Origin of the sequence: Bacillus cihuensis (assembly GCF_000504145.1) — a bacterium.
Lineage (GTDB): Bacteria > Bacillota > Bacilli > Bacillales > DSM-1321 > Peribacillus > Peribacillus huizhouensis.
Window position 1 is genome coordinate 303,753 of sequence record NZ_KI632495.1, and the last position, 12,630, is coordinate 316,382.

General features: G+C 36.7%; 8 protein-coding genes and 1 pseudogene. 8 read left to right on the top strand and 1 reads right to left on the bottom strand.

The genetic code is table 11. The features are described from left to right. Window positions 1–43 precede the first annotated feature (43 nt). Window positions 44–1,219: an ROK family transcriptional regulator gene (locus V179_RS0107235; RefSeq protein ID WP_028390882.1), complete on the bottom strand. Its 1,176-nt coding sequence runs from the start codon at window positions 1,217–1,219 to the stop codon at window positions 44–46. Window positions 1,220–1,570: 351 nt separating this feature from the next. On the opposite strand from V179_RS0107235, the gene V179_RS0107240 reads away from it, so the two are divergent. The 8 genes and pseudogenes from V179_RS0107240 to V179_RS0107285 all read left to right on the top strand — a co-directional run bounded on the left by V179_RS0107240 (window position 1,571) and on the right by V179_RS0107285 (window position 12,613). Next, complete coding sequence (locus V179_RS0107240) at window positions 1,571–2,839, top strand: nickel pincer cofactor-dependent isomerase, group 22 (RefSeq protein WP_028390883.1); 1,269 nt, start codon at window positions 1,571–1,573, stop codon at window positions 2,837–2,839. Between the two features lie 19 nt (window positions 2,840–2,858). After that, window positions 2,859–3,629: an SDR family oxidoreductase gene (locus V179_RS0107245; RefSeq protein ID WP_028390884.1), complete on the top strand. Its 771-nt coding sequence runs from the start codon at window positions 2,859–2,861 to the stop codon at window positions 3,627–3,629. 101 nt (window positions 3,630–3,730) lie between these two features. After that, a complete protein-coding gene (gene larE / locus V179_RS0107250; RefSeq protein ID WP_028390885.1) occupies window positions 3,731–4,534 on the top strand; it encodes an ATP-dependent sacrificial sulfur transferase LarE in 804 nt (267 codons plus the stop codon). A 432-nt stretch (window positions 4,535–4,966) separates the two neighbouring features. Further along, window positions 4,967–6,439: a gluconokinase gene (locus V179_RS0107255; protein ID WP_028390886.1), complete on the top strand. Its 1,473-nt coding sequence runs from the start codon at window positions 4,967–4,969 to the stop codon at window positions 6,437–6,439. Window positions 6,440–6,486: 47 nt separating this feature from the next. Further along, window positions 6,487–7,260, top strand: coding sequence for a nickel pincer cofactor biosynthesis protein LarB (gene larB, locus V179_RS0107260; RefSeq protein WP_028390887.1), 774 nt, complete (start codon window positions 6,487–6,489; stop codon window positions 7,258–7,260). Window positions 7,261–7,285: 25 nt separating this feature from the next. Beyond that, window positions 7,286–8,704, top strand: a pseudogene (gene larC, locus V179_RS31585) (nickel pincer cofactor biosynthesis protein LarC). Between the two features lie 1,079 nt (window positions 8,705–9,783). Further along, window positions 9,784–11,394, top strand: a complete 1,611-nt coding sequence (locus V179_RS0107280) for a spore germination protein (RefSeq protein WP_028390890.1) — start codon at window positions 9,784–9,786, stop codon at window positions 11,392–11,394. Next, window positions 11,384–12,613, top strand: a complete 1,230-nt coding sequence (locus V179_RS0107285) for a Ger(x)C family spore germination protein (protein WP_028390891.1) — start codon at window positions 11,384–11,386, stop codon at window positions 12,611–12,613. Before V179_RS0107280 ends, V179_RS0107285 begins: the two co-directional genes overlap by 11 nt. Window positions 12,614–12,630 lie beyond the last annotated feature (17 nt).

The following is a 12,630-nucleotide window of genomic DNA, read 5'->3' on the forward strand; positions in this document are numbered from 1 at the left end:
ATCAGTGGGGGATGAAAAACCCCCCACTGATGGAAGTTTCACTTTATGAACCTTCTTCATCAGCTATATTTAAACATATATCTGAAACGTCGAAAAAGTTCTTAATAACTAAAGCACAGGCACCCATTATACATGCCTTTTTTCCGAATTCTGATATTAGCAGTTTACGGTAATGACCAACAGTTGACTTTAGTTGGGACTCAATTTCGGAGATAGCATTTGGATATAAACGAAGTAATTCACAATTAATAACTAATATTTCTGGGTTATACAGATTAATAATATTATTTAGGCCAATTGAGATATACTTGATGAATTGATCCATTTGATGACATATGACCGGATCTTGTTCTGTAATCCAATTTTGTATATCTCCATATTTAATATTCGTTTTGTTTTGGCTATCAGATACTTGTTTAAAAAAACTATATTCTGAAGCATATTGTTCCCAGCAGCCTGAATTCCCGCAACTGCATGGTCTGCCATCAGGCACTACAATCATATGACCAATCTCACCAGCATAGCCATGATACCCTTTGAGAGATTCACCATTAATCATAATTCCAAGGCCGATTCCCGAATACAAACTTACACTTAACAAATTTTCACTTTGATGATGCTTATATACTCTTTCGGCAAATGAACACAAATTCGCGTTATTTTCAATGTATACATCTATGCCTATTTCATTTTTAATGTCGGTTTTTAAATTTTTGTTATGCCATTGATGCTGAGGCACGAAATAAATCATCTCATCATTATTAACAATACCGTGAATGCCGATGACTACGCCGACTAGTCCATAACGGGTTTTCATGCACCGTTTTTTATAACCCTTGATATGCTTGATTAAAAGCTCAAGAACTACATCGTAATCAGATGTTTGCAATTCAACTGTATCGGTATGAACTGGAAAACCCAATAAATCAGAAAGAGTAAATGTAATTGTATTCTTGTCAAGATCAATACCTAAAGCAAATCCTGCTTCTTGGTTTATTGAAAGCATAATCGGCCTTCTGCCTAGATTTTTATGTTCTTGAAGCGTTTCGATGATTAATCCTTCATCTAATAAATCAGATGCCTGTACTGAAATTGTCGCTTTGTTTAAACCAGTAATCTTTGCTAAGTCAGCTCTAGATATCATTCCGTGCTCTATAATTTTGCTAATGATTATACATCTATTAATATTTTTAATATATGCAGCATCTCCAGTAAGCATATATTTCCCTCCTCGTGTTTTATAGGTTAATAAGCATCTCTTAAATAGAAGAGTACCGTTTTTTTACTTAGATACTTATTTAAATAAAAAAATTAATAATTCATGAATCTTTACTCAATAATAATTGACGAAAGAATAGCTTAATGATATTATACAGTTAATTAATTTGTTTGGTAAACAAATTAATATAAAAAATAATATATTTTAGTTATATAACAATGATACAATCATTATACTTCTATTTTTGAAAGGGATTACAACTATACTCTTTCAAATACTTTTTTTGCGTAATCTATATTCATATTTTGCAGAACTTTGAAGGAACTTAAAGAAAAGGGAGTGTAGTTATTTATGGGTATTTTACAAGAATTATTAAAAGATATTCCAGTGCCAAAAATGGCAAAGGTAAAAGTAAAGTTTGACGACAAGCAGATAGATGATCTTGAACAAGAATTGATGAAAAAATTACAACAAGATTCGATTGGAAAACTGATTCAGCCTGGTATGGAGATTGCGATTGCAGTAGGTAGCAGAGGATTAGATCGTCTTGTGGAAACGACTGCAACAACAGTGAAGTTTTTAAAAGATTTAGGAGCTAAACCTTTCATTGTACCGAGTATGGGAAGTCATGGCGGTGCAACAGCAGAAGGTCAGCGTGCAGTATTAGAACATCTTGGAGTTACTGAAGAAACAGCAGGTTGCGAAATTCGATCTACGATGGAAGTAGTGAAGCTAGGTGAATTACCGAACGGATTGCCTGTTTATATAGACAAATATGCTTCACAAGCAGATGGTATTGTTGTTATTAACCGCGTGAAACCACATACAGCATTTAGAGGACCGGTTGAAAGTGGATTAATGAAAATGTTAAGTATTGGTTTAGGGAAACAAAAAGGAGCCGAGGCTTGTCACCAAATGGGCTTTAAATATATGGCTGAAAATGTTCCCGCTATGGCGAAAGTTATTATGGAGAAAACGCCAGTCCTTTTCGGTGTTGGAACAGTTGAAAATGCTTTTGATAGGGTAGCTGTTGTTGAAGTTTATACACCTGATGAAATTATAGAAAAAGAACCAGCACTTCAAAAGAAAGCGAAAGAACTATTACCGAAGCTTTTCTTTGACCAATTAGAAGTTCTTGTTATAGATGAAATCGGTAAAAATATTAGTGGGGATGGTATGGACCCTAATATTACCGGACGTTATCCAACTCCATATGCACAAGGAGGACCAGAAGTTAACAAAATGGTCGTACTGGATGTAACGCCGCAATCAGAGGGGAACGCTAATGGAGTTGGGACGGCAGATTTTACAACTCAACGTTTAGTAGACAAAATGGATAAAGAAGGAACATACGCGAATGGATTAACATCCACTGTTTGTTCGCCAACCAAAATAGCTACTACATTACCGAACGATCTACAAGCTATTCAAGCGGCAGTTAAAACAAGTAATGTATTAGATTTTACAACAGTAAAAATGGTACGCATAAAAAACACATTAAAGTTAAGTGAAATTGAAGTATCTGAAACATTACTAGATTATGTTGCTAAACATCCAAATATGGAACAAATTTCAGATGTATATGAACTTGGATTTGATGAAAAAGGAAACTTATTTTAAAAATTGGGGGAGTATTAAAATGACAAAATTATTCGATTTAACAGGGAAAACAGCAGTTGCTATTGGCGGAAATAGTGTATTAGGATCATCGATTGCAAAAGGATTAGCTGCTCAAGGAGCGAAAGTTGCGATTGTCGGTCGTAATTTAGAAAAAGCAAATGAAGTTGTCAAAGAAATTGAAAGTAATGGAGGAACTGCAAAAGCGTTTCAAGCAGATGTAAGTTCACGTGATTCTTTAGTACAAGTTGCAAATGATATCGAAAAATGGTCAGGTGGATGGGATATTTTACTGAATGCACCTGGTACGAATAGTGCGACACCATTTTTTGACCTTGATATGGATGAGTGGGATAATATTATGGATGTTAACTTAAAAGGAATTGTTTTAACATGCCAAATTTTCGCTAAACGAATGATTGAACAAGAAAGAAAAGGTAGCATCATTAATATTTCATCTGTATCATCTACTACACCATTATCAAAAGTATTTACATATTCAGTATCGAAAGCGGGTCTTAATAGTGTAACTCAGTATTTAGCCCGTGAATTCGCTCCAAACGGTATTCGTGTTAACGCGATTATTCCTGGCTTCTTCCCAGCAGAACAGAACCGGAAGATTTTAAGCCCTGAAAGAGTAGAGTCAATCATGAATCATACACCAATGAATCGTTTTGGTACTCCAGAAGAACTGCAAGGGGCTGCGGTTTGGCTTGCTTCTGAACAGGCTTCAAGCTTTGTTACAGGAACTCTTATTCGCGTTGACGGTGGTTTTGGAAGCATGACCATATAAATTTGTGCACATAAAGCAATCAACAATTTAATATGGTAAACTGTGGTTGATTCATTCCTAGATAAAGAAACATAGACTTAATGATGGAGGGAGATGAGACCGTGCTAACAGAGAAATACAATCAATTAACGTCGATTCTCCGAGAAATGGGATCAGTTGTCGTAGCATTCTCAGGGGGAGTAGATAGTACGTTCTTATTAAAGGCTGCTGTAGATACATTAGGTGCAGATCACGTGCTTGCCGTAACAGCTGACTCTGAAACGTATCCATCTAGTGAATTAAAAGAAGCAATCGTATTAGCAGAAAAAATTGGTGTCAAGCATCAAGTAATAGAAACATCTGAATTGGCGATTCCAGGCTACTCAGAGAATAATAAGAATCGATGCTACTTCTGTAAAAGCAGTTTATTTGATCACTTACTTCCGGTTTTGGAGGAAAAGGGATTTCAAAATGTAGTATATGGAGTCATTGCTGATGACATGAATGAACATCGGCCTGGCATGAAAGCAGCTAAAGAAAAGGGAATACGAGGTCCATTGTTAGAAGCTAATTTGTTTAAAGAAGAAATTAGGGAACTTTCACGTAAATATGATTTACCAACATGGGATAAACCTTCATTTGCCTGCCTTTCATCAAGGATTGCCTATGGTGAGTATATTACAAAAGAAAAGTTAACAAAGGTTGAAAAAGCAGAAGCATATCTAAAAAGCCTTAAGATTCGCCAAGTTCGGGTCCGAACGCACGAAGATATTGCTAGGATTGAGGTAGAACCTGAAGATATGAAGACCGTTTTAGAAAATCATGACGCTATTGTCAAAGAGCTTCAAGATTACGGTTATAAATATATCACGTTAGATTTAATTGGCTATCAGAGTGGAAGTATGAACAAAGTTCTTACAACTTAATCTCATCCCACATTAATAGGCAGCCAAAAATGATGGAAATTGCAGTAATGGCCCGATTGGTAAGATACAGTGAAACTTACCTTTGTGGTCTTCAATAGGATAGGTGAGGCCCACAGGATGTGGGTTATTACGACGAAAGTCTATAAGACGTGGAGTACTTGGTCTGTGTTCGTAGAACCTTAGATTGTAGTATCGCTTTATCTATGTTGCACGAAGGTATTAGCGGCACTAGGGTTGGACTAACAATCAGTGGGTTGAAAAAAAACTACTGATTGAAGTTTCACTTTATTGCTGCTTTTGTGCGATTTAAGTTAAAATTGTATCGGATACAAATGAAAAGGCTTTGGAGGGATCCAAAGCCTTTTCTATTAAGATTATGAATCAATATAGTTTTTTACTATAATTAATGTTTATATAAAAGGAAGATGAATCATGTCAAGAGAATTTGTAATTGGCCTTGATATTGGAACAACAAGTGTTAAAGCATGTGTTTTTAACTTGAATGGCAATGTAGTTGCAGAAGTTGAAAAAATGAACACATTTTATTACCCACAACAAGGCTGGGTAGAGCAGGATGCAGTAGAAATAGAACGATCAGCTGTAGTAGCCGTTAGAGAAGCTATTGAAAAAGCAAACATCACTAAAAACGAGCTGATTACGCTCGGGTTTTCTGCTGCCATGCATTCAATTATTTGCGTAGATCACAATGGTAAACCACTTTCACCAGCGCTTATTTGGGCGGATGGAAGAGGTATTACGATAAGTGAAAGAGTGATGGAATCTCATGGGGACGAAATTTACTCAAAAACAGGCACACCGATTCATCCTATGACACCATTCATAAAATTATTATGGATGAAAGAAACGGAATATAAACCATATCATGAAGCAAAATACTTTATGTCGATTAAAGAGTATTTGCTTCATAGCTGGTTTAATAAAAGGGTTATTGATTTCTCGATGGCATCGGCAACAGGGTTATTTAATCCAACAATCCGGGAATGGGATCATGAATTATTGGAGTTAACGGGAATTGATATTGAACAGCTTTCTGAAATTGTCTCACCGACGGAACGATTAACAGGGATCAAAAGCAACATAGCTGAAGAAATGGGAATAATGCCTGAAATGCCTTTTGTTGTAGGGGCAGCTGACGGCCAATTAGCTAATTTGGGAATCGGGGCAATACTACCGGGAGAAGTTGCCGTATCTGTTGGTACAAGTGGAGCAATCAGACAAATAACTAATGGGTTTAAAATAAGTGAAAATCGTGAAACATTTTGTTATTCTTTTACGGAGGATTATTCCATTGTCGGAGGTCCGACGAATAACGGTGGGATTGCTTTACAGTGGTTAAAGGACTTATTGAATTACGAAGGCAGCTTTGAGAAATTTCTTGCAGAAGCGGAACAGGTAGCTCCAGGAGCAGAAGGAATGATCTTTCTTCCTTATGTTAATGGTGAAAGAGCACCCTTATGGAATCAGAATGCAAAAGGGAATTTTTATGGATTGACTCTTACACACAAAAGAGAACACTTTATTCGTGCAGTTCTTGAAGGAATTACTTTAAATCTTTATCAAATTGGGAAAGCTTTAGAAAAGATAGCTGGTGAACCTGAAAAAATTTATGTGAATGGCGGCTTGGCAAGGTCTCCTTTATGGCTTCAAATGATGGCTGATGTTTTTGGAAAAGATATTTTAGTGCCAGAGAGTCATCATAGTGCCGCATGGGGAGCTGCCTGGACAGCGTTGGTTGCCATTGAAAAGGTTGAATCTTTTGCGGATATTAAAAAGAATATTCCAATGGGTGAAGTGATTAAGCCGAATAAACAAACGAATGAGTTTTATAAACATATGTATGAGAAATATGAAATGATGGTAAAAGACTTGTCGAAGTATTTTTAATTTTTTCCTACCACGAAAAAGAGCAAGAAATATTGGGGAGTGAAGATATGCTAGAGAATATTTTGGAACAAGTCCAAAACGGAACGTTAAGTGTAGCAGACGCAAAAGAACAATTAGCTACATATGAGAATTTAGGTTTTGCAAAAGTTGATCATCATCGGAAGAAAAGACAAGGTTTCGCGGAAATTATCTTCGGAGAAGGTAAAACGGCTGAACAGATTATTTCTATTTCCGAGGCACTAAGAAGCAAAAACAATCAAGTCTTAATTACTAGAATTTCAAAAGAAAAGGCTGAAATTGTTCTGAAAGCATGTCCTGACTTTATTTATAATGAAACGGCACAAATTCTTTATTGGAAAGATCAAGAAGTGTCCGATAGTAACTTACAAGGGTACATTGCTGTTATTTGCGCAGGAACATCTGACTTACGTGTAGCTGAAGAAGCAGCCGTAACAGCAGAAGTACTAGGAAGCAAGGTACATCGAATTTATGATGTAGGTGTTGCTGGAATTCATCGGTTATTGAATAATTTAGATGAAATTCAACATGCTACAGTCTCAGTTGTAGTTGCTGGAATGGAAGGGGCTCTCCCAAGTGTAGTAGGTGGACTTGTTTCCCATCCGGTTATTGCTGTCCCAACGAGCGTGGGGTATGGTGCGAATTTTAATGGCTTATCGGCTTTACTTACCATGTTAAATTCATGCGCTTCAGGGATAAGTGTTGTCAATATCGATAACGGGTTTGGTGGAGGATACAACGCTGTTTTAATACATCAACTTGCACAAAGAGGGGCAGAAAAGAATGAAGACACTTTATTTTGATTGTATATCTGGTATTAGTGGAGATATGGTTATCGGAGCACTTATCGATGCCGGAGCAGATCCAATGATTCTAGAAGAAGAGTTAAGAAAGCTTCAGATTGAAGAAGAATACCAATTGAAGTGGGAAAAAGTAATAAAAAACGGAATTACTAGTACGAAGTTTGATGTTTTATTAACGGACAAGCACATTCATAACCACCAACACGATCATGCTCCTAAACATACACATGACCACGGCCATGAGCATAGTCACGATCATAAGCACGACCACGCTCATGAGCATAGTCACGATCATAAACACGACCACGCTCATGAGCATGGTCACGATCATAAACACGACCACGCTCATGAGCATGGTCACGATCATAAACATGAGCATAGTCACGAACATGACCACGACCACGATCATGCACATTCTCATCATCATCGTGGCTATCAAGATATTGTGGAGTTAATTGAAGCTGCTGGATTTACTGTCCATGTAAAAGAAACAGCTTTGAAAATTTTTAAGAAAATTGGCGAGGCAGAAGGACGTATCCATGGTATCCCATTAGATCGTGTCCATTTTCATGAAGTAGGTGCAGTTGATTCAATTATTGACATTGTTGGTGCAGCAATATTACTTCATCAACTCGATATATCGGTCATTAAATCATCGTCCATTCCTGTTGGTGCAGGAAGAATTCATATCGATCATGGTATTTATCCAGTACCTGCACCTGCTACATTAGAAATTTTAAAAGAAGTACCAATTGAGCAATCGAATATTAGAGCCGAGCTTACGACTCCAACAGGAGCAGCAATTGTATCGGTACTTGCAGAGGAGTTTTGTACCATACCTTCTATGAAGGTTAAATCAATTGGGTATGGAGCAGGGACAAAGAGCTTCCCTAATCATCCTAATGTGCTCCGTGTTATTATTGGGGAATAAGCTAAAACGAACGTAATAGCGAGAGGAGCAAAAATGATGGGTGCCCAACATCCTCCAAACCATGAACATCTTGATGAACAAATGATTAAAATGGAAGTCAATCTTGATGATATTCCAGGAGAATGGCTTGGATATGTGATGGATTTACTTTTCGAATCTGGTGCTAATGATGTATTCTATACCCCAATTTTTATGAAAAAAAATCGACCGGGTATATTACTTCAATTACTCTGTTCATCTAGCAAAATAAACAAAATGAAAGAAATCCTTTTTAAAGAAACAACAACACTTGGTGTGCGCTACTATCCATTAACGGTTCACCGGTTAGAAAGAATGTTTAGTAAAGTAACAACTGAATGGGGAATAGTGACGATCAAAGAGGGAATATATGATGGACAAGTTGTACAACGAGCACCAGAGTATGATGAATGTAAAAACATCGCCCAACTCCATGATGTTCCTTTAAAAAAAGTGTATGAGCAAGTTTGGAAGTCATTTGAAAATGAAAAGTAAGCCTATCCATTTAATATATTCTTATTGAGACATGGAGTTCACACATTTGTTACACTCATAGCTGTATTAGTATATCAGTGAGGTGTAATACAAATGTGTGAATTCTTTTTATTTCTATCTAATTTTACTAGATTAGACTAGCAGCTTTACGTGCAATGCCTGGACTTTCTATTATTCGTCCAGCTGATCAAAAGAAACAGCATGGCAATTAGCTTTGGAAAGCAAGGATACACCTACTGCACTCGTTTTAACTCATCAATGCTTACCGACTTTAAATGTGGATGAGCAGACTGTTTATGAAGGAGTGAAAAGATTTAAAGAAGTTACTATTTTAGAACTGACAATATAATACCAAAAATTTGATACTTTACTGAGTATGTTATAATTCCCCACATTTTAGCCTGTTGTGAACATTTAATATGATGTGTTTACTAGCTACCTGTGAGGGGATTTTTTATGGTGAAAAAGGACAAATCTTTACTTAGTCAGAGGCTCTGTTAAACTTGCCTGTTAATTAAACGAAAGGCGTTCGCTTTCCGCTCCAATCAACATAGTGCCAAAAATCAACAATGAGCTTTAACACAGCCAGTCATAAAGAGTGAAGTAAGATAAGTTTACGGTTTTGAGCACACCGCAACTCATGAAATCAGAATGGAAATGATTATCTTATCTATTTATTTTTCAACTTCAACTTTTATGATAAGCATTTTTTCTATGATTGCTTTTTGTTTTGAGGGCTTATTGCTTCTTGTTTTTGTTTTCTATGATACAAAATTATGTCAATCGCTATAAAAAGTATAAAAAGAAACACGACGATATAGTCGAGAGTATTCCCAACACGAAAGGGACTAATAGCATTGTAAACTGCTGATTTTCGATTAAATCCTTGTATAATATCTAAGCCAAAATTAAGGCCAATTAATAGTACCATTATCAAAATTGAAATGCCTATGATTTTCACTCCAATCACTCTCCTTTACGTATCTTTAGCTAATCCTCTACGTCTATACAAAATTAATTGTATAAATAAAAACTTATTAAGAAACATTACTAATAAAACCCACGGAAGGTAATTACTTATGTATTTCAAACGTAATAAACAGAATAAAAACCAGCAAAATGTTCAAAATCACACAACTGAAGAAAAGATCAGCTCTTCTTTAACTGCCAATCTCGATTGGATTAAGAAAAAAACTGGTGAGAGTTCAGACCTTGTCATTCGCCCAATAAAAGCAGGGGTGAACTTTGATATGAATGCTACTGTTGTTTTTATTGAGGGGATCGTAGAAGGAGCATCTATCAATGATTTCTTAATTAAATCAATTTTAAGTTATCGGAATTGGAAGGAAGTAATTGCTTCTGAACAGATTTTCGACATAATTTCTGAACAGGTGATTTCACTTGGGTCTACGAAAAAAATATGTGAATGGAACGATTTATTTTTGTCATTAATGGCAGGTGAATCCATTATTCTTGTAGATGGAGTAGTGGGAGCTTTGAGTGCGAGTACGACAGGCGGCGAGAAACGTTCTGTGTCAGAACCAACTGCTGAGAATGTCGTTCGTGGTCCTCAACAAGCTTTTACAGAATCACTTAGAACAAATACTGGTTTGGTTCGACGTATCATAAAGAATCCGGATTTGTGGCTCGAGTCTTTAAAGATTGGAAAAATGACCAATACTGATGTAGCCATCATGTTTATAAAAGGCACTGCTAATGAAAAAGTTGTTGAAGAAGTACGTAGCCGTTTACAGAGAATTGACATTGACAGCATTCTCGAATCTGGCTATATTGAGCAACTTGTTGAAGATCAGACGTTAACTACATTTCCAACCCTGTACCATACGCAAAGACCTGATGCAGTTGCTGGCAATCTTCTTGAAGGAAGAATAGCGATCTTTGTGGATGGAACTCCTTATGTGTTGCTGGCTCCCGCTGTCTTTATTCAATTTTTCCAGAGTACCGAAGACTACTATACACGTTTCGATATAGCTACATCTATCCGTTTATTAAGAGTAATTATATTTATTATTTCGATCCTTGGTCCTGCCATCTATATCGCGGCGACAACTTTTCATCAGGAAATGATTCCAACACAACTGTTAGTGATCATCGCCGCACAGCGCGAATCCGTTCCTTTTCCTACACTGATTGAAGCATTTATTATGGAGGTTGTGTTTGAAATTTTACGAGAAGCGGGGATTCGTCTTCCTAAAGTTGTAGGCTCTACAGTGTCGATTGTAGGAGCTTTGGTCATTGGACAAGCAGCTGTTCAAGCTGGGATAGTTTCGCCAGTTATGGTAATTGTCGTAGCGATAACAGCGATGGCCAATTTTGCAACCCCTGCCTTTTCCATCGCTATTTCTGCTCGATTGATCCGGTTTTTATTTATGTTTGTTGCTGCTGTATTTGGCTTCTACGGAATTGTCCTTGGAATTATTATGCTGATTGTTCACTTATGTAGTTTACGTTCGTTTGGCACTCCTTACATGACACCACTAGCACCTTTTATTCCGGCTAACATAGGGGATTCAATCGTTCGTCAACCATTATGGGCGATCAATAAAAGGCCAAAATTAATCAGTAAAGAAAATGAGACAAGGGAAGGGCATGGCCTAAAACCTCAACCTGATGATGAACGAGGCATGAAAAATAGTACCCTAAAAAAAGGTGACCAAAATGAAGTGTAAAACGTTCTTTTTATCCTTGATGATTTCAAGTATTCTATTTATTACTGGTTGTTGGAGTCAAAAAGAGTTAAATGATTTAGCTATTGTCTCGGCATTCGCAATTGATAAAAATGAAAGTGAGAAGAATAAGGGACGATACGAAGTAACTCTTCAAGTGATTAATCCAGGAAATGTGGCGGGTAGTTTACAGGGAGGAGGCGGGCAAACCCCTCCTATTTCCACTTATACTTCTACTGCGAATACTATTCTGATAGCTAGCCGAGAGTTATCAAAGAAGGTATCACGTAAGCGTTATTATGCCCATACTAACTTGGTGGTTATTAGTGAAAAGCTTGCAAGAGAAGAAGGTATCACAAGAGTTCTAGACGCCATTGAACGAAGTCCGGAATTTCGAACAACAGCACAAATTGTCATTGCTCATAATGCAAAAGCAGCTGATATTGTTAAAATTTTGACTCCCATAGACAAAATATCTTCTAATGATGTAATTAAAACAATAAAGTTTACTGAAGATATATGGGGAGAAGTTGTAAAAGTTAATCTTCAAGATGTAATCAGGGCCCTTGTAACACCGGGGAAGGAACCAGTCATTACTGGATTTCGAATATTAGGAAGTAAAGACAAAGGAAGCAAATTGGAAAATATTCAAGATACGAAACCCTCAGGTAATATTGATGCTAACGGTATTGCTATTTTTAAAGAAGGGAAATTAATTGGTTGGTTTCATAATAAAACATCACGGGGAGTATCGTGGATTTTGAATAAAATCAAAACAACAGCAGTCGCTGTAGATTGGGAAGAAGAAAAGGAAGCGATTGTTTATAATGTAATCCGTCAAAAAACGAAGGTGAAGGCGGATATGGAAAAAGGAAGTCCAGTCATTTCCATACATACTGAAGTGGAAGGGGATATCGGTGAAGTAAATACGTCTATTAAGCTATCTGACCGTGATACATTATTCAAGATTGAAAAATCATTTGAAAAGGAAATTAAAGAAGAGATCAAACAAGCTGTTAAACAAGCGAAGAAAAATCAATCAGATATTTTTGGTTTTGGTGAAAAAGTATACAGGGCTAATCCAACTGAATGGAAGAATCTTGAACAGGATTGGAATGAAGTTCATTTTCCAAAGGCGAAAATCCGAGTATCAGTCGAAGCTTTTGTTCGTCGTACAGGTCTTACTAAGGAATCCTATATTTCTGACCTTGAGAATAAATAAGAAGGACGTGACAAACT

Bases quoted from the DNA above. Each gene is read 5' to 3' on its own strand.
- V179_RS0107235 (WP_028390882.1), bottom strand. From the start codon at position 1,219: ATGCTTACTGGAGATGCTGCATATATTAAAAATATTAATAGATGTATA.
- V179_RS0107240 (WP_028390883.1), top strand. From the start codon at position 1,571: ATGGGTATTTTACAAGAATTATTAAAAGATATTCCAGTGCCAAAAATG.
- V179_RS0107245 (WP_028390884.1), top strand. From the start codon at position 2,859: ATGACAAAATTATTCGATTTAACAGGGAAAACAGCAGTTGCTATTGGC.
- V179_RS0107255 (WP_028390886.1), top strand. From the start codon at position 4,967: ATGTCAAGAGAATTTGTAATTGGCCTTGATATTGGAACAACAAGTGTT.
- larB (WP_028390887.1), top strand. From the start codon at position 6,487: ATGCTAGAGAATATTTTGGAACAAGTCCAAAACGGAACGTTAAGTGTA.
- V179_RS0107280 (WP_028390890.1), top strand. From the start codon at position 9,784: ATGTATTTCAAACGTAATAAACAGAATAAAAACCAGCAAAATGTTCAA.
- V179_RS0107285 (WP_028390891.1), top strand. From the start codon at position 11,384: ATGAAGTGTAAAACGTTCTTTTTATCCTTGATGATTTCAAGTATTCTA.